The following is a 20878-nucleotide window of genomic DNA, read 5'->3' as shown; positions in this document are numbered from 1 at the left end:
CCTTAACTCGTAGTTACCTCCCCGGTATGGCGGCTATCAGTTTTTTGGTATATTCTTTTTGCGGATGTTCGTAAAGCGCATCGGCTTCATTCATTTCTTCTATGCGGCCTTTGTTCATAACAACTACCTGGTCGCTCATGTATTTAACAACAGCAAGGTCGTGCGAAATGAAAATATAGGTAAAGCCGAAGTTCTCCTTTAATTCGTTAAGCAGGTTAAGCACCTGCGCCTGTACGGAAATATCCAGAGCGGAAACCGATTCGTCGCACACTATCAGTTTTGGCTGCAGGGCAATGGTGCGCGCAATACCAATACGCTGGCGCTGCCCTCCGCTAAACTCGTGCGGGTAGCGGTTAAAATGTTCGGCGCCAAGCCCAACGCGGTTTAGTATTTCGAGTGTTTTTGCTTTGCGCTCCCTGTCGTTTTTATAGAGTTTGTGCACCTGCATAGGCTCCATAATGGCACGGCCCACCGTTAGCCTCGGGTTTAGGGATGAATACGGATCCTGGAATATGATCTGTATTTCTTTACGAAGTTCCCGTATTTGTTTTGCAGAAAGTTGTGAAAGGTCGGTGCCACGATATTTGATAGTGCCTGCCGTAGGCTTATCCAGTTGAAGTATAGCATTGCCGAGGGTAGATTTGCCGCAGCCGCTTTCGCCAACCAATCCCAATGTTTCGCCTTCATAAATGGTAAAGCTTACATCATTCACCGCTTTAAACTTTATATCCTTACCAAAAAGCCCTGCAGAGGAAACATATTCTTTCTCTACATTAATGACTTCCAGTAAAGGCGCCTGTGCATAAAGCTTACTATGTTCGGCCTGTCGTTGCTGAGGTGTAACTTCTGCTTTAGTAACAGTGCCCGCAAGATAATCATGAATGGTGGGCAGGCGTTTAAGCCTCACATCCAGTGAAGGGCGCGAGTTAATAAGCGCTTTCGTATAAAGGTGCTGCGGGTTATTAAATATACTTTCAGCGTTGCCCTGTTCCACAATTTCACCCCGGTACATTACCAGTACCCTGTCTGCAATTTCAGATACCAGCGAAAGGTCATGCGATATGAAAATAATGCTCATGCCTGTTTCGCGTTGCAGCTCTTTTAGCAATAATATTATTTCTTTCTGAACGGTGACATCAAGCGCCGTGGTGGGCTCGTCGGCTATCAGTATCTTAGGTTTGCATGCAATAGCCATGGCTATCATTACCCTTTGCTTTTGCCCGCCGGAAATTTCGTGCGGGTAGCGGTTGTATATCTTTTCCGGCTCGGGCAGCTTTACCTTTTCAAAAAGTGAGAGGACTTCTGTTTTTATCTGCGCTGCAGAAAGTTTAGTGTGCTGCTTTAGTATTTCGGCAACCTGGTAACCGCATTTAAGCGAAGGGTTAAGCGAGCTCATAGGCTCCTGGAATATCATGCCGATGGCATTGCCGCGCATTTTTTGCAGTTCCTTCTGCGGAAGCGCGGCAATATCTTTTCCTTCAAACAATATGGCCCCTTTTGTAACCTGTAAAATCCCATTGGGCAATAGCCCCATTACCGCCAGTGAGGTAACCGACTTACCTGAACCCGATTCACCTACTATGCCCAGTATCTCGTTTTGGTGCAGCACAAAGTCGCTGTCCTTAACAATGGGCAGCCACTGGCCTTCTTTCCGGGCCGATATGGTTACTTGATTTATTTGCAGCAGGGGTTGCTCCATCTATATTATTTTCCCGGGAATGCTGCTTTCCTTTTCTCAAGGAATGCTGTTGTACCCTCTTTAAAATCTTCTGTACCGAATGATTCGCCAAATGCTTTTATTTCTGCTTCATAGCCGTTTACGCCGTCTTCATAATTGGCATTTACCGCCTTAATGGCTTTTGCAATGGCAACCGATGAATTTTTAAGGATTTTACCCGCTAACCCCTTGCAGTATTCTACAAGTTCCGGTTGCGGTACTACATGATTTACAAGCCCCCATGCCTTCGCCTCTTCGGCACCAATCATTCCGGCAGTCATTATCATTTCCATAGCGCGGCCTTTGCCCACAAGCTGAGGTAAACGCTGCGTGCCGCCGTAGCCCGGTATTACGCCAAGCGATACTTCGGGCAAGCCCATCTTTGCGTTATCTGACGCTATGCGGAAGTGTGCCGCCATAGCCAGTTCAAGTCCGCCGCCAAGTGCAAAGCCGTTTACTGCCGCAATAACCGGTGTAGCAAGGTTCTGTACAAAATCAAAAAGCAGTTCCTGCCCTTTGGCCGCCAGTTTTTCACCTTCCTCTACAGAGAAATTGGCAAACTCGGCTATATCAGCACCCGCTACAAAAGCCTTTTCGCCGCTGCCGGTAACAATTATAACTTTTACAGCGGTATCTTCATTAAAGGTTTTAAAGGCATTATGCAGTTCTTCTATTGTGGCTTTGTTAAGCGCATTTAGCTTGGTTGGCCTGTTTATGGTGATAATACCTATGCCGCCTTCAGCTTCCGCCAGTATGTTTTCGTAGTTCATTTTTTCAGGTTTATGGTTATATATTGTTTGTTGTTTCAGTACTGTCTTCTTCGGTTATAGGAAAGGTAACAATAAACATTGTGCCCTTGCCGCGCTCACTTTCAAAAGTGATGCTGCCGTTATAGTTCTCCACAATATTTTTAATAATACCAAGCCCTAGCCCCATTCCGCTGGTTTTGGTGGTAAATTTAGGTTCAAATATACGGTTCTTGTTTTCCATGCTTATACCCTTGCCGTTATCTTTAACACAAATACGGGCGTTGCTGCCTTCGCGGTACACCCTTACTTCTACAAGCGGGTCGGGCTTATTGTCGGGCATTGCCTGTATGGCATTTTTAACCAGGTTGGTAATAATGCGTATCAACTGGGTGCGGTCCATCCGGGTAATAACCTCCGGCTCATATGCAATAAAGGTAATGTAGCTTTCATTGAATATTTCCAGCGCAAGCTGCACAATTTTTACCATGTTAATGGTTTCATTCTGCTGTGCGGGCATAGAGGCAAAGCTCGAAAATGCCGATGCAACCGATGTCATGGTATCAATCTGCTGGATAAGGGTTGAAGCAAACTCGTCCATCTTTTTACGGATATCAGGGTCTTCAGGGTTAAACCTGCGCTGAAAGCTTTGTACGGTAAGGCGCATTGGTGTAAGCGGGTTCTTTATTTCGTGCGCTACCTGTTTCGCCATTTCGCGCCATGCCTGCTCGCGCTCACTCTGTGCCAGTTTGGCGGCGCTCTCTTCTAGGTCATCTACCATAAGATTATATGCCTTAACGAGCTGGCTTATTTCCTGTGGCGAATCTTTCTGGTCTATCTTTTCATTTGCACTGCTAAGGCGTATTTCGGTAATCCTGTCGCTTATTGCTTTTAACGATTTTGTAATATAACTGGAAAGGAAATAGGCTATAATTATAGAAATAAGCAGCATGAACGAATATACCTGCGCAAAACGTATCATGAAATTTTTTACTTCCTTTTCATAATAACCGTCATCTTCTATATAGGGCAGGCTTAATATGCCCAGCGGCTTAAACTTAGTATCTTTTATATAACTGTAAGAAGAGCGGTACTTATTCCCTTTTTCGGAAGTAAGCAGGTCAACAAACCGCTTTTCGGCAGTAGAGCGCACAATGCGCAATATCCTGTCGGGTATCTTCTGGCTCAGCGTGTCTACAGAAAAGGCTGCTTTAGATGATTTAAGCAGGTGCCCGTTAAGGTCGTAAATGTTAATCTCCATGCTGTGGATATTGGCAAGCTCATGTATGCGCTCGCGGAATATCAGTGGCAGGTTTTCTGTAGTAAGCGGATAGGTAGTAGTGCTGAGAATGTAGTTGATGTGTTCTTTTATGGCTTTCTCCTTACGGTCAACTCGGTCCTGGTGATAATCTTTGGCTTCTTTATCAAACTGGTAAATAGAAACTGCGGCAATTAGCAGAGAGGCGATAAGCGTAATGAATATCATCGACATGAATATCCTTACCCGCAAAGACCACCTTTTTATCTTTAACCGTTGCTTCATCCTTTCAGGAGTTGTTCTTTTCCCTTATGCGTTTGTAAAATTTAAACCCGAGCATCAGCAATATGGCAAATGCCATAATACCGATAACACCATACACCCAGTTTACGGCATTTTTTAAAATTACCAAAAAAACAACAGCAAATAAAATAATTGTAGCGCCTTCATTCCACAAGCGCATAAAGTTGGTGGAGTATTTTACTTCATCGCGCTGTAACTGCTTAAATATATGGTGGCATTTAAGATGGTAGAGGTACAGCAGGAAAACAAAAGCCAGCTTTACATGCATCCACGAAAAGTTGAGCCACACTGCTCCACGCTGGGTACCAAACAGCATAAGGAAGGCAAAGAGGCTTGCCAGAACCGCCGAGGGCCATGTGATAATGTACCATAGCCTGTAGCTCATCAGCTTGTATTGTTTGGTTAAAATTTCCTTTTCGGGAGATGGCTTGGCATGTGCCTCTATTTGATATACAAACAGGCGGACAATATAAAACAACCCGGCAAACCATGTTATTACAAAGATGAGGTGCAGTGATTTTATATAGTCGTAGTAGGGTTCCATCAAATTAAAATCTGTAAAAAAGTTTCAGGTCAAAGTTAAAATTTGCATTTGTTTTTGTGCCGGCATCTTCAAGATAATTATAAATCCCGAACCAGTCCTCGTCATCATTACCGCTCGTGTCTATATAAACAGGATTTTTAACATTAGTATAGCTAACATCACGGCGCTTTATGCCGAAGCCTGTTTTAGTGAGCAGGCCAAACTTTTCGGTAAAGTAAAACAGGAGTGTGTAATTTATATTTATCCCTGTTTTAATACGCTTATAATCAGCGCTTTCAAATCTATATTCAAAAGGGCCGCCAGTATTGTAAATATTCTTTATCTGGGTGTCGGTATGGCGAATGTAAAAGTATTCTGCCGAAACGAGGTGCTTGATTTTTGGATTATTGCGGAGGCTGTAAAATATTTCGGGTCTTATTTCAAAAAGTTTATAGCGGTCAAAAAAGAATTCATTATCGGCACCCTGAGTCATGTTAATGGCTGTAGCATCATTGCCATACCCGGCCTCTATGCCTGCCCACCACCTGTTAGCAAAGCGGTACATATAACCCGCGTTATACCGGGGGGCATACGTTATTGTTGGCGATAAAAGGCTTAACGTAACTACAGATTTAAGATTTTCGTGCTGTAGTGTGTCCTGCCCCTCAACCTTTATAAAGGCTGTAAGCATGATAACTAAAAGGAGCAGTTTGCATTTCATAGCTATACTTGTTTTAATTGCGTGTCCATCTCTTTTTTAAGGAATAATCCTGTTATCAGTGTAGATAAAATATCAGCAATAGGGAAAGATACCCACACGCCAAAAATACCAAAAAAATGAGGCAAAATAAGCACCAGCGGTATCAGGAAAAAACCCTGCTTGCTCAGCGTGAGCAACAAAGCTTTGGTTGCCTTGCCTGCCGCTTGAAAATAAGCCGAACCAATTAGTTGTACTGCTATAATGGGCGAAGCGGCAAAAACCCACCGCAGTGCACCGGGTGTATCTTCTATTACAGAAGGGTCTTTTGTAAATACGGCTACAATTGGTTTGGCAAAAATTAAAATTACAGCGAATATCACTATAGCAAGTGCACCCGCATATTTTATAGCTGTGAATATAGACTCGCGCACCCTGTCGTAGTTACCTGCACCGTAGTTATAGCCCGAAATGGGCAGGAAACCCTGTGTTACCCCCAAAACCGGGAAGAGCATAAACATAAGCATACGGCTGATAATGCCGTAAACCGTTACCGCATGTTCGCCGCCTTCTTCAAAAAGTGTATGGTTAAGTATTATGGCTAATACACCTATTACACCCTGCCGGGCAAATGTTACAAAGCTAAGCGAGGTTATCTCTCCCGCCAGCTTGTTATGCCATTTAAAATGCTTTAGCTGAAGCCGCAGTTCGCTTTTATAAATAAAGAACCACACGAGGTAAGCAAAGGCTATAAAAAAAGACGTTGCCGTGGCAAGCGCCGCGCCAAAAATGCCCATGTCGAGCACTTTGATAAACAGTACATCCATGATGAGGTTGCCTAATGCCGAGAGTATCATGGCTGTCATGGCATGGCGCGCCTTATCTTCGGCACGCACCACATTATTACCCATCATGGCAAGCGCCTGAAACGGTACTGCAAGCAGCACGGGAATAAAGAATATGCGTGCGGGTTCTGCAATATCGCCGTTGGCGCCAAAAGCATACAGCATTTCGTTGCTGAAAAACAGGCCTGTAATTACAAAAACCGAAGCCAGCCCGAAAGCCATGATAATCTGGTGGGCAAAGGTGTTAACCGCTTTTTCCTTATTATCGGCACCTAAAGCCCGCGACAGCACCGAGCTGCCGCCTATACCGATAGCCATGCCAAGCGATGATATCAAAAAAGTAAGCGGCATAACTACTGTTAATGCCGCTATAGCAAGCGGGCCAATCCAACGGCCCACAAATATGGTGTCTATCAGTATATTTATCGTCATGAACAGTATCCCTACCGATGCCGGAACAGCCTGTTTTATCAGCAGGCTTTTGATGCTTTTGTTAGCCAGGTCGGCAGAGGAGACTGACATTACATTACCGGTGTTTCAGCCGTTACCCATTCTTGTATCCAGTCGGCAACAACACCTGCCCACTCCTCATTATCATTAAGGCATGGCACTGCTAAAAACTTTTCACCGCCGTGCTCTTTAAAGTCTTCATTGGCACGCATGGCAATTTCTTCAAGTGTTTCAAGGCAGTCTGCCACAAAAGCAGGGGTTACTACCGCGAGGTTCTTAATGCCCTTATCAGGCATTTTGTTTATTTCGACATCGGTGTAAGGCTCAAGCCATTTGTCGCCGGAAAGGCGGCTCTGGAAGGTTAACGAGTATTTGTCTTCGGGTATGCCAAGCTCTTCCACAACCAGCCTTGTGGTTTCATAACATTGGTGGCGGTAGCAAAACTTGTGTGCTGCCGATGGCGTTACGCAACAGGTATCGTTTATTTTACAATGCGATTTGGTTACGTCTGTTTTACGGATGTGGCGCTCCGGTATGCCGTGATAGCTAAACAACAGGTGGTCGTAGTCAAAACCTTCCAGTGATGACTTTATGGTTTTAGCCAGCACTTTAATATAATCCGGCTTGTTGTAAAAAGCAGGCACATCAGTAAAGGTCATGTGCGGGAATTTCTTTTTGCGTATTTCTTCTGCCAGTACCAAAATAGTAAGGGTAGAAGCCATGGCATACTGCGGGTACAGCGGGAAAAGTAATACCTCGGTAACACCCTTGTCGTGCAGTTCCTGCAGCCCCGTTTCTATAGAGGGTTTGCCGTAGCGCATGGCAAGTGCAACAGGCACATCTGTTTTTTCTTGAACTTTTTTGTGCATGCGCTGCGAAAGCACGATTAGCGGAGAGCCTTCGTCCCACCATATCTGCTTGTAAGCGTGTGCCGAGGCTTTAGGCCTTTTGCGTAGTATAATGCCACGTACCAGTAATGCCCTTAACAGGAATGGTACGTCTATAACATATTTGTCCATCAGGAACTCGTCGAGGTATGGCTTTACATCTTTAGGATCCGGGCTATCCGGAGAGCCAAGGTTTACAAGTAGTACTCCTTTCATGTTTTCTTTAAGGTAATGTTTGTTATTGGTGACACAGCTTCTGCTCAAAAACCATGCGAGATACTGTGCTTATTGCTTTTTTATGAGTTGTTTAGGGATATTCGCTATAATTCCTAAACTCTTTCATTAATACTCATTAAATACTTTTTGGGCGTTGTGCCGAATTTCTTTTTAAAGGCGGCTATAAAGTGGCTCGCCGTGCTGTAGCCTATTTTAAGCCCTACTTCATTTACGTTATACGACCCGCTGTCTAAAAGCTTGCGGGCATATTCCATTTTATAATCAAACAAAAAGCTATATACACTGTCGCCATATATCTGGCGAAAGCCCATCTTCAGTTTCTTAAGGTTGATGCCCACCTGGTCAGCAAGTTCCTGCAGCCCGGGCGGTTCTGCCATGTTGGCAATAACAATATCTTTTGCCTTGCGTATTTTAATTACGTTCTCTTCGTCTATCAAAAATGGGCATTGTTCGGCATTCGGGTCTTCCGCACGGTTAAAATACAGGCTCAGTAATTCGTAAACCTTTCCCTTAAAGTACAATTTTTTGATTGACTGGTGCAGGTTAAAATGGAAAAGCTGGCTCAGCACAATGGCCATACTCGGGTTTATCTTGTCGTCTTTATAGTATTTCCTGTCTTTGTTGCCTTCACTCAGGAATGGAATGTAATCGGCCTCTTCAGAGAAAAAACTATGGAACTTTTTAATGGATATAAGCACACTGAGCACCCACGAGTGCGGCGCAATTTCAAGGTGTACGGGCAGTTCTTTTTGCGGGTTGTAGAGGAATAACGATACCTCCTCACGCAGGTCCAGCGCATAGCGCCCCTGGTTAAAGATAAACTTGGCGCGCCCCTTAACCCCAAAGTGGAATTGTATAAGGTCAACACCCACTTCACGTTCAAAATGCTGGGTTTCATCTGTGTCGTTCTGAAAACACAGTACAAAAAAATTATCCTCAATCTGTATTTCTTCCCCGGTACCCATAGCGGTATTTTTTTAGAAGCAATTTACACATTACATTTATTTTTTATTTAGAACAGTTCTAAACTATTTTAATGCAAAGTGCTGATTTTATTGCAAATTTAATCTATTTGACAATATCATGTCAAATTCGTGCCAAAATATCCGTGAGCGACACAAAAAGAACCTGCAGCGTTATTTTTAAAATAATGTTAATAATAATTTTGTGATACTTTTAGGAAAGTGAGTAATATGGAGAATCATAATGTGTCGCGGCACCAGTACTTTTATGCAGTAGGTATAAGTTACAGGAAGGCTGATGCAGCGATGAGGGGAAAATTCAGTTTAAGTACAGAGGGCAGGCACGATGTGCTGTTGCAGGCACAACGCGAGGGCATAGAAAGCCTTTTGGTAGTGAGTACCTGTAACCGTACTGAGATATATGGCTTTGCCCAACACCCTTTCCAGTTAATTAAATTGCTTACGGATAACAGCCAGGGTACTGTAGAAGAATTTCAGAGAGTTGCTTTTGTTTACAAAAACACTGAAGCAATTAACCATGTATTCAGAGTGGGCTCGGGCCTCGACAGCCAGATACTGGGCGACTTCGAAATTATAAGCCAGATAAAATCAGGATTTACAGAATCTAAAAGCCTTGGGCTTGCCAATGCTTTTTTAGAGCGCCTTGTTAACAGCGTTATCCAGGCAAGTAAGCGCATAAAGAACGAAACCGGTCTTAGCTCGGGTGCAACATCGGTATCATTTGCATCGGTTCAGTACATTATGAACAATGTGCCCGATGTGCAAAACAAGAATATACTGCTTTTTGGTACCGGAAAGATTGGGCGCAACACCTGCGAGAATCTGGTAAAACACACCAAGAATGACCATATAACCCTTATTAACCGCACTAAGGACAAGGCAGAGAAAATTGCCGGCAAGTTTAACCTGCTGGTAAAAGATTATGATGTGCTGCCGCTGGAAATACCTAAAGCAGATGTGCTTATAGTGGCAACAGGCGCACAAACCCCAACTATTGACAGGGATATACTGATGCTGAAAAAGCCGTTGCTGATACTGGATCTTTCTATACCCAAAAATGTAGATGATGATGTAAAGCAGCTTGAAGGTGTTACCGTAGTGCATCTGGATGATCTCTCGAAGATAACAGATGACACCCTTGAGAGCAGGAAGAGTCACATTCCGGCTGCCGAAGCCATAATAGCAGAAATTGAGGAAGATTTCATTAGTTGGATGAACGCCAGGAAATTTGCCCCTACAATTAATGCGCTTAAAGAAAAGCTTAACACAATAAAAGAAACCGAATTAAACTTCCAGCGCAAAAAAATCAGTAATTTTGATGAGGAACAGGCCGAAATTATCAGCCAGAGGATAATCCATAAAATTACAACACACTTTGCCAACCACCTCAAAGAAAGAGATACACTGGTAGACGAAAGTATCGAATGGATAGAAAAAGTCTTCCGTATCGAAAATACTGCAAAATGAACAAAGCCATAAGAATAGGCACACGCGACAGCCAACTGGCGCTATGGCAGGCCCATACCGTACAGGCAAAGCTGGAGCAGCTTGGATATACTACCGAAATTGTAGCCGTAAAATCTGCCGGGGATGTAGTGCTGGATGTGCCGCTTTATGAATTCGGCATTACGGGCATTTTTACTAAAACGCTTGATGTTGCCATGATTAAAGGCGAGGTGGATATAGCGGTACACTCTATGAAAGATGTGCCAACCGCCCTGCCAAAAGGTATAGTACAGGCAGCCGTGCTGCAACGTGCCAATACGCTGGACGTGCTTGTGCACAAAGGCGACACTTCTTTTTATACTACCGAAACTACTATAGCCACGGGCAGCCTTCGCAGGCAGGCGCAATGGCTTAACCGCTATCCGCACCATAATGTAACCGATCTTAGGGGCAATGTTAACACACGCCTGCAAAAGCTGCATGATAGTAACTGGGGTGGGGCTATATTTGCCGCCGCAGGGTTGGAAAGGCTGGAGTTCCTGAACGGTGAAACAGTAAGCAGCCCTACTTTTAACGGGTTTGCAGAACCGCTGGACTGGATGATACCCGCACCTGCACAGGGCGCTATGGTAGCCGTAGCCATGGAAAACGACAGCTACTGCCGCGAAGCACTGGCACAGCTCAACCACGAGCCTACACAAATAGCCACATTTATAGAAAGGCAGTTCCTTAAAAAGCTGGAAGGCGGCTGTACCGCGCCAATAGGTGCGTTGGTTACCTTTTTAGACGGAGAGATTCGATTTGAAGGCGTACTGCTCTCTGTAGATGGTAAGCAAAAGATACATATAGAGCGCACATTGCCGGTAGATGCCGATTATACGGATTTCGGTACTATGTGTGCACAGGAAGTACTTGATAACGGAGGTGCTGAAGTTATGCAGCAGATACGCGCAGTACTGAATAAAAAAGAACAGGGCGATGTTTAAGAATATTTCAAATGTATTGTCAAAAATTTACGGCTTTGTGGATGTGCTCCTCATCGTATTCCTGATTTTTGACTTTGGATTTGAAGATACCCTTTCATCTTGGTTCGATAATAAAACCGTAATATTCGGGTTGCTGATTATAGCCCTGATAGGCTTTAATGTGGCGCGCTATATTTATACCCACAAGCCCCCGATGAAAAAAATGCTTAAAGCTAATGTGCTTATACTGGCACTCACGCTTATAAGCGCTGCTATTGTTTACCTTTCCGCCGATGAGCTTGACAGGCTTTACAATACCAACCTTGTTATAGACACCGGGCTTATACTTTACTTTTTCCTGAGGCTTACAAGCCTTATCCGGAAACTGTATGCGCTATATTATAACCCAACCATTTTGTTTGTTGGCAGTTTTGCCATTACAGGCTTTATAGGAGCATTTTTACTGATGCTGCCCAATGCCACCACAAAAGGGATAGACTTTGCCGATGCACTTTTTACCTCTATAAGCGCGGTTTGTGTTACCGGCCTTGTAGTGCTTGATACCGCTAACGATTTTACCTTTATGGGTAAAACCGTTATACTGTGCCTTATACAGCTTGGCGGTATAGGTATGCTAACGTTTACCTCTTTCTTTTCATTCTTCTTTAAACAGGGCTCTACCTTTCGTGAAGGTATGAACGTAGGGAGTTTTATGGACAGCGAAAACCTGCAGAACGTAATGCGGTTTGCCATGCGTGTTGTAGCTTTTACTTTGGGTATAGAGCTTGTGGGCGCGATATTAATTTATTCTTTTGTTGCCGATATATCTGCTGTCGAAAACAAAATATTCTTTTCGATTTTCCACTCGGTGTCGGCGTTTTGTAATGCGGGCTTTTCAACGTTTTCGGCAGGGCTTAGCGATCCTTCTATAAATCAGGCTTATGCTTTTCAGTGGGTAATAATGCACCTGATCATACTGGGCGGGCTTGGTTATAACATAGTATTCAACTTTATACGCTATGTGCGCGATTTTGTGGTAAACAGCATTGTAAACCGCAGGCTGCACACACCTGTAAGGGTGCTAACGCTCAATTCGCGCATTGTTATTACCACAACAGCCATATTGCTAACGGCAGGAACTATTTTCTTTTACTGTACAGAGTCGGGTACTACATTTTCCCGCGAAACAGTATTTGGTAAGATAACCTCTGCCGCTTTTACATCGGTAACTACACGTACAGCAGGTTTTAACACATTCGATTTTGCAGCGCTGTCTATGCCTGCCATATTGTTTGCCATATTGCTTATGTGGATTGGCGCCTCGCCCGGCTCAACAGGGGGTGGTATCAAGACCAGTACGTTTGCGCTTGCTACTATGAATATTTTTGCAATAGCGCGCGGCAGGGAAAATATAGAAATGCGCTGCAGGAAAATCAACAACCAGTCTGTAAAGCGGGCATTTGCCATTGTGTGCATATCACTTATGGTGATAGGCATGGGTATTTTAATGCTGCTGTTCTTTGAAAAAGATTTTTCGCTCATACAAATCGCTTTCGAGGTGTTCTCGGCTTTCAGTACCGTAGGGCTTAGCCTGGGTATAACCGCAAGCCTTAGCCTTGGCAGCAAATATGTAATAATAGTTGTAATGTTCCTGGGCAGAATAGGGCTTTTAAACCTGCTTATAGGTATGCTTAAAACAATGGAGGCCCATAGTTATGAATATCCTGAAGAGAACATTTTAATTAACTAAAAAAAGGATTTTATGAAAATTATCATATTCGGTTTAGGGAATTTCGGGATGTCGCTGGCAGTTAACCTTACAGAGTCCGGAAATGAGGTTATCGGTATCGATAACAACATGAACAAGGTAAATATTGTTAAGAACCAGATATCACATGCCATTTGCATGGATGCTACCAATGAGCTGGCTTACCAGGCGCTGCCCGTTAAAGATGCCGACCTTGCCGTTATTGCCATTGGCGAGAATGAGGGCGCAGCTATTATTGCCACTGCGGTAGTAAAAAAACTGACAAAGGCTAAAATCATCGGCAGGTCGCTTTCGCCCATACATGATACGGTATTGCACGCCATGGGTATAGAGACCATTATTCACCCTGAGCAGGATTTTGCCGAAAGGCTGGCCCGCAAAATTAATTTAAAGGGCATAGTAGATAACTTTACGATAGATAAAAATTACAGTATATCTGAAATAAAGGCGTTGCCGGAATTTGACGGCAAAACCTTAGAGGAACTGGAGTTTCGGGAAAAGTACCATTTGCAGGTGGTAACCATTATCCGTAAAAAAGACCGCAAAACCATTTTGGGTACTACAAATGTGGTAAACCAGTCGGAGGGTTTTATAACCAAAGACAGCGTTATTACCACAGATGACATATTGGTGGTGTTCGGGCTTAATAAAGATATTGGTAAGTTTTGTAACCGTGCCAACCGCTAATGCAAAACATCCGGATACTCTCGGCAAAAAAGCTGCAGCCTAACCAGCGGCAATACCTGCTTAATGCAGGCTTTGCTGTTACAGAGGCCGATTTTATCGGGATTAAGTATAAAGACTTTGCTGCCCGGGATATTGCAGACAACCTGATATTCACAAGCCAGAATGCAGTTAAGGCTGTTGCAGAAAAGTGCGGATTGGAGTTGTTAGCGGGTAAAAAGCTTTTTTGCGTAGGCAGCAAAACAAAGGCACTGCTTGAACGTGCTGGCTGCAGGGTAGAGGCCGCAGCCGATTATGCCGAAGCGCTTGCAGCAATAATAACAGAGAAGTACCGCCATGAAGCGTTTACCTTTTCTTCGGGTAACCTGAGGCGGGACACCCTGCCCGAAATGCTTAAAGAAGCCGGGGTTGCGCTGAATGAAACTGAGGTTTATGAAACAATTGTAACACCTCATAAAATTAATACAGTGCCAAATGGCATTTTGTTCTTCAGCCCAAGCGGGGTAGAGGGGTTTTTAAAAGAAAATACTATAGGTAATGCCGTATGTTTTTGCATTGGCACTACAACAGCTCAGGCTTTAGAGTGTGTTACAGGTAACATAGTTATTGCCAATAAGCCAAGCATAGAGAATGTTATAATACAGTGTATTAATTATTACAAATAGCTTTTTGAATAGCGTTATATCCATAGTGTTCTTAGTGTTATCTGCCCAGGTACTTTGGGCTCAGGATATTATGGAATTTGTGGTTATTAAAGACCCGACAGATACTATTGTTAATATAAGGGAAAGCAATTCTGCGAAAAGCAGTATTATTAATGTAGTTCCTAATGGCACTGTAATGTTTTGTTTTGGGAGTAATGGCAACTGGGCAGACGTTGAAACCATGACAGGAAATGAAATAAAGCAGGGATATATATATAAAAGTTTTGCAACCCCGATACATGCATTTACAGAGTTAAAAACAATTGATACAAAAGAGCATCAGCTTGTTTTACAAGGACAGGGAATAGAGATTATAATTAGCACAAACCCTTTTGATAAAGAGCAGCATACTTTTAAATATGATGAAACGGGCAAATATATAATTGCTATAGACGATAAACGGGTATGGGGGACTGACGGTGGTATGCCCACAACCGAGTATAACTCGGTTACTATAAGTTTTAATGGTGATACAGTTACCTTGCCTAAAGAAGCCCTGTATAACCTGTACCAGCCCAATTTTACACATACACGTGCCTATTATGATAAGGCAGCCGATGCTTTATACATAACTACTTTAAATAGTGATGGCACCGGCGGGTATTGCCTTGTGTTTGTGGTAAAAGATAAAAAGTATAAAGAAAGAGTAATGAATACAGGTTTTTAACCTAATATAACGATATGAGCATAAAGAACGACCTTTTTTTAAAAGCATTACGCAACGAAACTGTTGAGCGCCCACCCGTATGGATGATGCGCCAGGCCGGGCGATACCTGCCTGAATTTCGTGCGCTTCGTGATAAATATGATTTTTTTACCCGTTGCCAGACACCCGAGCTTGCCGCGGAAATAACGGTACAGCCCATACGCATAGTAAAGCCGGATGCCGCTATTTTATTCAGTGATATACTGGTGGTGCCGCAGGCAATGGGCATAGAGGTGCTGATGAAAGAGAATGTCGGGCCTTTCCTGCCTAACCCTATACGCACTGCGCAGGATGTAGAGCAGGTGCGCGTGCCGGATGTAAATGAAGAGCTGGGTTATGTAATGGATGCCATAAAGCTAACCAAAGAAATGCTGAACGATGAGGTTCCGCTAATTGGTTTTGCGGGCAGCCCTTGGACGATATTCTGCTATGCGGTAGAAGGCAAAGGGTCTAAGAGTTTTGATACGGCAAAAGGTTTCTGCTTTTCCCAGCCCGAAGCCGCGCATGCATTGCTGCAAAATATAACCGATACAACCATAGCCTACCTAAAAGAAAAGGTAAAAGCAGGCGTAAATGCGGTACAGGTTTTCGACAGTTGGGGCGGTATGCTCAGCCCGGTTGATTACCAGGAATTTTCGTGGAAGTACATTAACCAAATTGTAGAGGCGCTTGCTCCTGAAACCCACGTGATAGTATTCGGCAAAGGCTGTTGGTTTGCATTGGGTGATATGGCGCAGAGCAAGGCTTCGGCACTTGGTGTGGACTGGACGTGCTCGGCGCGCAATGCACGCTACCTGAGCGGTGGAAAGATAACCCTGCAGGGTAATTTTGACCCGAGCCGTTTACTATCACCTATCCCAACCATTAAAAAAATGGTACATCAAATGATAGATGAGTTTGGTAAAGACAGCTATATCGTCAATTTAGGGCATGGCATACTGCCAAACATTCCGGTAGATCATGCAAAGGCATTTATTGATGCAGTAAAGGAGTATAAATAAAATCAGTTTACGGTTAACGGTTGACAGTTAACAGTTAGCAATGAAGGATAAATTTTACGCATACATACAGCAATTACAGGATTCTATAACCGCCCGGCTTGAAGCAGTTGACGGCAAGGCAAAATTCCGCGAAGATCTTTGGGAGCGTCCTGAAGGTGGCGGTGGCCGTACCCGTGTTATAGAGGATGGTAATGTTTTTGAAAAAGGCGGAGTTAATATTTCGGCGGTACACGGGCCTTTGCCTAAAGCCATGCAGGCTTATTTTAATGTGGGCGATGTCGATTTTTTTGCCTGTGGGCTTAGTTTGGTAATTCATCCTAAAAACCCGTTTGTGCCTACAGTGCATGCCAACTGGCGCTATTTTGAAATGTATGATAAAGAGGGTAATGTGGTTGATAGCTGGTTTGGCGGCGGGCAGGACTTAACGCCGTACTACCTGTTTGATGAGGATGCGGTGCATTTTCACCAAACCTGTAAAACAGCCTGCGATAAGCACAACCCTGAATTTTACCCGAAATATAAAAAGCAGTGCGATGAGTACTTCCGCAACACTCACCGCGACGAAGCAAGGGGAATCGGGGGCCTGTTCTTTGACCATTGTAAGGCTTCTGTAGATTTCAGCATGGAGCATTGGTACAATTTTGTAACAGAGGTCGGTAACAGCTTCCTTGAGGCCTATGTGCCGATAGTGGAGAAAAGAAAAAATATTGAATATACCGAAGCTAACCGTAACTGGCAGGAAATACGCCGTGGCAGGTATGTAGAGTTTAACCTCGTGCACGATAAGGGTACGCTTTTCGGTTTAAAAACCAACGGGCGTATAGAGAGTATATTGATGAGCTTACCGCCACACGTGCAGTGGGTATATAACCACCACCCGGAGCCGGGCAGCGAGGAAGAGAGGCTATTGAAGGTTTTGAAGGAGCCGAGGGAATGGGTAAAATAGCTGTCAGCTTTCAGCAATTTGCTTTCAGATAAGTACAAAACATGAAAGATTATAAAAAATTTTTAGTCTGGCAGAAAGCACATCAGCTTACCCTGGAAATATATAGGGTTACCAAGAATTTTCCGAAAGAAGAAGTATATGGACTGACAAGTCAAATGAAAAGAGCAGCATCCTCAATCCCGATGAACATCGCAGAAGGATGTGGCAGGAATACTGATAAAGATTTTGCAAGATTTTTAGTGATTGCATTCGGTTCAGCTAATGAACTTGAATATCAGGTTATTTTAAGTACTGATCTAAGCTATCTTGATCAGGAACAAAGTGCCACACTTTTAACGGAGTTAGAAGAGGTTAAGAAAATGCTTAATGGCCTGATTAAGAAAATTAATAATTCAAATGCTGAAAGCTAATAGCTGTCAGCTAAAAGCTATAATATATGTATCCAATACAAAGAAACAGAAGACTAAGAACCAATGACAGCATTCGTGTTTTGGTTCGCGAAACAACCATAAGCACTGACGATTTTATATTCCCTATGTTTATTGCAGAGGGGAAAGATGTAAAGGTTGAAATACCAAGTATGCCGGGCATATACCGCCGTTCGCTTGACCTTACCGTAAAGGAGGTTAAGGAGCTTTGGGATTTGGGCATTAAGGCTGTAAACATTTATGTAAAAGTCAGTGACGACCTTAAAGACAATACAGGGAAAGAGGCATGGAATCCTGATGGGCTGATGCAGCAATCTATTAAAGCCATAAAAGATGCCGTACCCGGCATGATAGTAATGCCCGATGTTGCGCTGGATCCTTACAGCATATACGGTCACGACGGCATTATTGAAAATGGTTATGTGGTTAACGATGCTACTGTAGATGCCCTTACCCGTATGAGCGTGAGCCATGCCGATGCAGGCGCCGACTTTGTAGCACCCAGCGATATGATGGACGGGCGTGTATATGCAATCCGCAAGGCGCTTGAGGAAACAGGCCATCACAATGTGGGTATTATGAGCTACAGTGCCAAGTATGCCTCTTCATTTTACGGGCCATTCCGCGATGCGCTGGACAGTGCCCCTAAAGAATCGGGTGTGCCGGTGCCAAAAGATAAAAAAACCTACCAGATGGACTATGCTAACCGCACAGAGGCTGTAAAAGAAGCGCTACAGGATGTAGAAGAGGGCGCCGATATGGTAATGGTAAAACCAGGGCTGGCCTATCTTGATATAGTACGTGAAGTTAAGAATGCAGTAAATGTACCGGTTAGTGTTTTCCACGTTTCGGGCGAATATGCCATGGTAAAAGCTGCCGCTGAAAAGGGCTGGCTGGATCATGATAAGATTATGCTGGAACAGTTGCACTGTATTAAGCGTGCCGGAGCCGACCTTATTTCTACCTATTTTGCTAAAGAGGCTGCAATACTTTTAAATAAATAATCGGAAAGCAAATGAAAAAGTTACTTTTTATAATAGCGGTTTTTACGTTCTTGTCATGTAAAGACAATAAGCAAAAAGAAGATTTCTCTACAGGGCAAACTGAAGTATCAGAGGGGGCAACTGCTAACATGACTGCCTCACAAAAGCTTGGGCAGGAAATATTTAATGGTAAAGGCAATTGCTACACCTGCCACAAACCTGAGCAAAAGGCAATAGGCCCGTCGTTACAGGTAATCGCAAAGGCATATAAAGCAAAAGGCGGCGACATGGCTGCATTTTTAAGGGAAAAGGCTGAGCCTATAGTTGACCCGTCTCAATATGCTACCATGAAAACTAATTTTTATATTACCAAGCATTTTACCGATGAGGAAATGCAGGCAGTGGTAGATTATGTAATGAGTTTTCAGTAATTAGCTGTCAGCTTTTAGCAGTTAGCTGTCAGCCTTCAGATGCCTATGTGTTACTTTATATGATTCACCCCATTGGGGTTAGGGGGCTATGGGGCAACAAGCTTGAAGCCTACACGCGGTATATTTTCTATACGGATGCGGTTATCATCTTTAAAAATCTTCCGCAGGCGCGATATAAACACATCCATGCTTCGGCCCATAAAGTAATCGTCTGTTCCCCAAATAGAGGTAAGTATCTTTTCGCGCTTTAGTATAGTATTTTTATTTTCAATAAAAAGCTGTAAGAGTGCCGCTTCGCGCTCGGTAAGCTGTGTTTCTTCCCCGTTTTTACTAATAGTATAATTTACGGCATCAAACGTAAAGTCGCATAACGTAAAAATGCTGTTTTTCTGCGGCGTTTGCTTTTGGCTGCGTTGCAGGAACACTTCAATCTTTAGTATCAGCTCTTCCATGCTGTAAGGCTTAACCAGGTAATCATCGGCGCCCAGGCGAAGGCCTTTAATACGGTCTTCTTTCAATGTCTTTGCCGAAAGGAAAATTATCGGCACTTCCACATCACGCTCACGAATGGCGGCAGCCAGCTCAAAACCATCCATCTGCGGCAGCATAACATCCAATATGCACAGGTCAAAATCATCCTGCTTAAAAGCGTCAAACGCTGCTTTGCCATTATCAAAATGCACTACATCATAATGCTGCTCAAGGTTATCGGCAGTTAAAAATGCAAGTGTATTGTCATCTTCGGCATACAGTATTTTCTTTTTCATGCTAAACTGCTTTTAGGTATGGCAATGCTTATGGTTATGCCTGCATCGAAGTTGTTCTTAATGCTTATTTTCCACCCGTGCAGCTCGCATATCTTTTTTACATAGAACAGCCCTATCCCAAAACCTTCCACTTCCTTTTTGTTTTCGCGCGGTACACGGTAAAACCGGTCAAACACATAATCGATATGGGCAGGAGGTATGCCGGGGCCATTATCTTTAAAAAGTATTTTAAGCCCATTGTCGGTTTTTATTGCTGTTATGGCCACCTGTGGGGAATTGTTGCCATATTTCACTGCATTTTCCACAATGTTATAAGTGATATTATACAGATGGAAAGCATCTGCAAGAATAGGGATGTTGTTTTCGGGAGTATCCAGGCTAATTGCAGCATGCGGATATTTCATTGCTGCATTTTCTTTTACCAGCTCCAGCGTTTCTGTTAGGTTAATTTCTTGCTTATCAAGCTGCATTAGGCGGGTGTCGGCCTTAGCCACGTTCAGTATGCGCTCTATGTGCTGGTTCAGCTTATTGCTCTGCTCAATAATAATTTTCAGGTACTTGTTCAGCTTGGGGTTGTTCTCTATCTCTTCCTGCTTAACCGCATAGTTAGAAGCTATCAGTATAGACGACAAAGGTGTTTTAAACTCATGCGTCATGTTATTGATAAAATCTTTTTGCAGTTCGCTGTATTTTTTCTGTTTCAGCAGCATAAACACCGAATAAACATAAATTACCAGTACGAGGAATAAAACCCCGGTATATATCCAGTATTGCTGTAATGAAGCTATGTAGTTATACCGCAGTTGCGGAAACCTTACGGCAAAATAATAAATAAGCCCTTCTTTTTTGGTAAAGCATTTTTCGCAGCGTGCATTCTCATCTTTACTTTCACCTCCGGCATTTATGTAATTACCATATACCATCTCATCACTGGCACAGTCATAAATGGCATATTCATAATCAAGCTCAAGCTTTACCTTTTCAAACTCGCTTTTCAGGTAATACTCCAGGATATCAGCTTCAAAAACATCATCCACATTCACCACATAATAATCGTCCGAAACTTTTTTTATAGGGCTGGTGGCAGGCAGTTCGCTTTTATTATCACTGTAAATTTTATCTACCACATCCTGCAATGCAAAGTGAATTTTCTCGGCAAACTCTTTGCGCTCAAACATAAAAGCTTCCTTTAACATAACGAGTTGCATGGTTAAAACCCCCGTTATGGCTATAAGACCTATAAAAACAATTATGTTAAGTTTACTGACTTTCATTTGCTTTGGAACGCTCTTTGCACAATATATTGCCCGATATTACTATAAAAAAGGATGTGCAGCAAACCATTAACATGTCATTAACAAGACTTTGAAGCCGGTTAACATATTTCTTTACAATAGTAAATA

The 20878-nt window shown here is 43.3% G+C and carries 21 protein-coding genes; 11 read left to right on the top strand and 10 right to left on the bottom strand.

The window, feature by feature from the left end:
* Window positions 1-13 precede the first annotated feature (13 nt).
* The 8 genes from KJK34_RS09985 to KJK34_RS09950 all read right to left on the bottom strand — a co-directional run bounded on the left by KJK34_RS09985 (window position 14) and on the right by KJK34_RS09950 (window position 8628).
* Window positions 14-1699 (bottom strand): ABC transporter ATP-binding protein, encoded by a 1686-nt coding sequence (locus tag KJK34_RS09985; protein WP_223053731.1) that lies wholly within the window; start codon window positions 1697-1699, stop codon window positions 14-16.
* Window positions 1700-1704: 5 nt separating this feature from the next.
* Window positions 1705-2487, bottom strand: coding sequence for an enoyl-CoA hydratase/isomerase family protein (locus KJK34_RS09980; protein WP_223053730.1), 783 nt, complete (start codon window positions 2485-2487; stop codon window positions 1705-1707).
* Between the two features lie 16 nt (window positions 2488-2503).
* Window positions 2504-4006 (bottom strand): sensor histidine kinase, encoded by a 1503-nt coding sequence (locus tag KJK34_RS09975; RefSeq protein ID WP_438839208.1) that lies wholly within the window; start codon window positions 4004-4006, stop codon window positions 2504-2506.
* A gap of 4 nt (window positions 4007-4010) precedes the next feature.
* Window positions 4011-4568 (bottom strand): CopD family protein, encoded by a 558-nt coding sequence (locus KJK34_RS09970; RefSeq protein WP_223053729.1) that lies wholly within the window; start codon window positions 4566-4568, stop codon window positions 4011-4013.
* A gap of 4 nt (window positions 4569-4572) precedes the next feature.
* Window positions 4573-5268, bottom strand: a complete 696-nt coding sequence (locus KJK34_RS09965; protein WP_223053728.1) for a hypothetical protein — start codon at window positions 5266-5268, stop codon at window positions 4573-4575.
* Window positions 5269-5270: 2 nt separating this feature from the next.
* The gene (locus KJK34_RS09960) at window positions 5271-6611 is read right to left on the bottom strand and encodes an MATE family efflux transporter (RefSeq protein ID WP_223053727.1); all 1341 of its coding nucleotides are present in this window, start codon (window positions 6609-6611) and stop codon (window positions 5271-5273) included.
* Window positions 6611-7642: a ferrochelatase gene (gene hemH, locus KJK34_RS09955; RefSeq protein WP_223053726.1), complete on the bottom strand. Its 1032-nt coding sequence runs from the start codon at window positions 7640-7642 to the stop codon at window positions 6611-6613. The genes KJK34_RS09960 and hemH overlap by 1 nt, the downstream gene beginning before the upstream one ends.
* Before the next feature lie 113 nt (window positions 7643-7755).
* Window positions 7756-8628, bottom strand: a complete 873-nt coding sequence (locus tag KJK34_RS09950; protein WP_223053725.1) for a helix-turn-helix transcriptional regulator — start codon at window positions 8626-8628, stop codon at window positions 7756-7758.
* A 228-nt stretch (window positions 8629-8856) separates the two neighbouring features.
* Between KJK34_RS09950 and hemA the strand changes: the two genes are divergently transcribed.
* From hemA to KJK34_RS09895, 11 genes are read left to right on the top strand one after another with little or no spacing between them, the layout of a single operon-like run.
* Complete coding sequence (gene hemA, locus KJK34_RS09945; RefSeq protein ID WP_223053724.1) at window positions 8857-10113, top strand: glutamyl-tRNA reductase; 1257 nt, start codon at window positions 8857-8859, stop codon at window positions 10111-10113.
* Window positions 10110-11078: a hydroxymethylbilane synthase gene (hemC, locus tag KJK34_RS09940; RefSeq protein ID WP_223053723.1), complete on the top strand. Its 969-nt coding sequence runs from the start codon at window positions 10110-10112 to the stop codon at window positions 11076-11078. Before hemA ends, hemC begins: the two co-directional genes overlap by 4 nt.
* Window positions 11071-12807, top strand: a complete 1737-nt coding sequence (locus tag KJK34_RS09935; RefSeq protein WP_223053722.1) for a TrkH family potassium uptake protein — start codon at window positions 11071-11073, stop codon at window positions 12805-12807. The genes hemC and KJK34_RS09935 overlap by 8 nt, the downstream gene beginning before the upstream one ends.
* Window positions 12808-12819: 12 nt before the next feature.
* The gene (locus KJK34_RS09930; RefSeq protein ID WP_223053721.1) at window positions 12820-13512 is read left to right on the top strand and encodes a potassium channel family protein; all 693 of its coding nucleotides are present in this window, start codon (window positions 12820-12822) and stop codon (window positions 13510-13512) included.
* Entirely contained in the window at window positions 13512-14174 is a 663-nt protein-coding gene (locus tag KJK34_RS09925) for a uroporphyrinogen-III synthase (protein ID WP_223053720.1), read from the top strand. Before KJK34_RS09930 ends, KJK34_RS09925 begins: the two co-directional genes overlap by 1 nt.
* 4 nt (window positions 14175-14178) lie before the next feature.
* The gene (locus KJK34_RS09920) at window positions 14179-14880 is read left to right on the top strand and encodes an SH3 domain-containing protein (protein WP_223053719.1); all 702 of its coding nucleotides are present in this window, start codon (window positions 14179-14181) and stop codon (window positions 14878-14880) included.
* A 14-nt stretch (window positions 14881-14894) separates the two neighbouring features.
* Window positions 14895-15920 (top strand): uroporphyrinogen decarboxylase, encoded by a 1026-nt coding sequence (hemE, locus tag KJK34_RS09915; protein WP_223053718.1) that lies wholly within the window; start codon window positions 14895-14897, stop codon window positions 15918-15920.
* A 40-nt stretch (window positions 15921-15960) separates the two neighbouring features.
* Window positions 15961-16866 (top strand): oxygen-dependent coproporphyrinogen oxidase, encoded by a 906-nt coding sequence (gene hemF, locus KJK34_RS09910; RefSeq protein ID WP_223053717.1) that lies wholly within the window; start codon window positions 15961-15963, stop codon window positions 16864-16866.
* Between the two features lie 41 nt (window positions 16867-16907).
* Window positions 16908-17276 (top strand): four helix bundle protein, encoded by a 369-nt coding sequence (locus KJK34_RS09905; RefSeq protein WP_223053716.1) that lies wholly within the window; start codon window positions 16908-16910, stop codon window positions 17274-17276.
* 26 nt (window positions 17277-17302) lie between these two features.
* Window positions 17303-18298, top strand: a complete 996-nt coding sequence (gene hemB / locus KJK34_RS09900) for a porphobilinogen synthase (protein ID WP_223053715.1) — start codon at window positions 17303-17305, stop codon at window positions 18296-18298.
* Window positions 18299-18309: 11 nt separating this feature from the next.
* Window positions 18310-18708, top strand: a complete 399-nt coding sequence (locus tag KJK34_RS09895) for a c-type cytochrome (protein WP_223053714.1) — start codon at window positions 18310-18312, stop codon at window positions 18706-18708.
* Window positions 18709-18794: 86 nt separating this feature from the next.
* Here the strand turns inward: KJK34_RS09895 and KJK34_RS09890 are convergent, their stop codons facing one another.
* Together KJK34_RS09890 and KJK34_RS09885 are read right to left on the bottom strand one after the other, a co-directional pair.
* Window positions 18795-19475, bottom strand: a complete 681-nt coding sequence (locus KJK34_RS09890) for a response regulator transcription factor (RefSeq protein WP_223053713.1) — start codon at window positions 19473-19475, stop codon at window positions 18795-18797.
* Complete coding sequence (locus tag KJK34_RS09885) at window positions 19472-20749, bottom strand: sensor histidine kinase (protein WP_223053712.1); 1278 nt, start codon at window positions 20747-20749, stop codon at window positions 19472-19474. The genes KJK34_RS09890 and KJK34_RS09885 overlap by 4 nt, the downstream gene beginning before the upstream one ends.
* Between the last annotated feature and the right edge of the window lie 129 nt (window positions 20750-20878).

Source organism: Flavobacterium coralii (assembly GCF_019891545.1).
Lineage (GTDB): Bacteria > Bacteroidota > Bacteroidia > Flavobacteriales > Flavobacteriaceae > Flavobacterium > Flavobacterium coralii.
This window is presented reverse-complemented; position numbering and strand designations above follow the sequence as displayed.

Bases quoted from the DNA above. Each gene is read 5' to 3' on its own strand.
- KJK34_RS09985 (WP_223053731.1), bottom strand. From the start codon at position 1,699: ATGGAGCAACCCCTGCTGCAAATAAATCAAGTAACCATATCGGCCCGG.
- KJK34_RS09980 (WP_223053730.1), bottom strand. From the start codon at position 2,487: ATGAACTACGAAAACATACTGGCGGAAGCTGAAGGCGGCATAGGTATT.
- KJK34_RS09975 (WP_438839208.1), bottom strand. From the start codon at position 4,006: ATGAAGCAACGGTTAAAGATAAAAAGGTGGTCTTTGCGGGTAAGGATA.
- KJK34_RS09970 (WP_223053729.1), bottom strand. From the start codon at position 4,568: ATGGAACCCTACTACGACTATATAAAATCACTGCACCTCATCTTTGTA.
- KJK34_RS09965 (WP_223053728.1), bottom strand. From the start codon at position 5,268: ATGAAATGCAAACTGCTCCTTTTAGTTATCATGCTTACAGCCTTTATA.
- KJK34_RS09960 (WP_223053727.1), bottom strand. From the start codon at position 6,611: ATGTCAGTCTCCTCTGCCGACCTGGCTAACAAAAGCATCAAAAGCCTG.
- hemH (WP_223053726.1), bottom strand. From the start codon at position 7,642: ATGAAAGGAGTACTACTTGTAAACCTTGGCTCTCCGGATAGCCCGGAT.
- KJK34_RS09950 (WP_223053725.1), bottom strand. From the start codon at position 8,628: ATGGGTACCGGGGAAGAAATACAGATTGAGGATAATTTTTTTGTACTG.
- hemA (WP_223053724.1), top strand. From the start codon at position 8,857: ATGGAGAATCATAATGTGTCGCGGCACCAGTACTTTTATGCAGTAGGT.
- hemC (WP_223053723.1), top strand. From the start codon at position 10,110: ATGAACAAAGCCATAAGAATAGGCACACGCGACAGCCAACTGGCGCTA.
- KJK34_RS09935 (WP_223053722.1), top strand. From the start codon at position 11,071: ATGTTTAAGAATATTTCAAATGTATTGTCAAAAATTTACGGCTTTGTG.
- KJK34_RS09930 (WP_223053721.1), top strand. From the start codon at position 12,820: ATGAAAATTATCATATTCGGTTTAGGGAATTTCGGGATGTCGCTGGCA.
- KJK34_RS09925 (WP_223053720.1), top strand. From the start codon at position 13,512: ATGCAAAACATCCGGATACTCTCGGCAAAAAAGCTGCAGCCTAACCAG.
- hemE (WP_223053718.1), top strand. From the start codon at position 14,895: ATGAGCATAAAGAACGACCTTTTTTTAAAAGCATTACGCAACGAAACT.
- hemF (WP_223053717.1), top strand. From the start codon at position 15,961: ATGAAGGATAAATTTTACGCATACATACAGCAATTACAGGATTCTATA.
- KJK34_RS09905 (WP_223053716.1), top strand. From the start codon at position 16,908: ATGAAAGATTATAAAAAATTTTTAGTCTGGCAGAAAGCACATCAGCTT.
- hemB (WP_223053715.1), top strand. From the start codon at position 17,303: ATGTATCCAATACAAAGAAACAGAAGACTAAGAACCAATGACAGCATT.
- KJK34_RS09895 (WP_223053714.1), top strand. From the start codon at position 18,310: ATGAAAAAGTTACTTTTTATAATAGCGGTTTTTACGTTCTTGTCATGT.
- KJK34_RS09890 (WP_223053713.1), bottom strand. From the start codon at position 19,475: ATGAAAAAGAAAATACTGTATGCCGAAGATGACAATACACTTGCATTT.
- KJK34_RS09885 (WP_223053712.1), bottom strand. From the start codon at position 20,749: ATGAAAGTCAGTAAACTTAACATAATTGTTTTTATAGGTCTTATAGCC.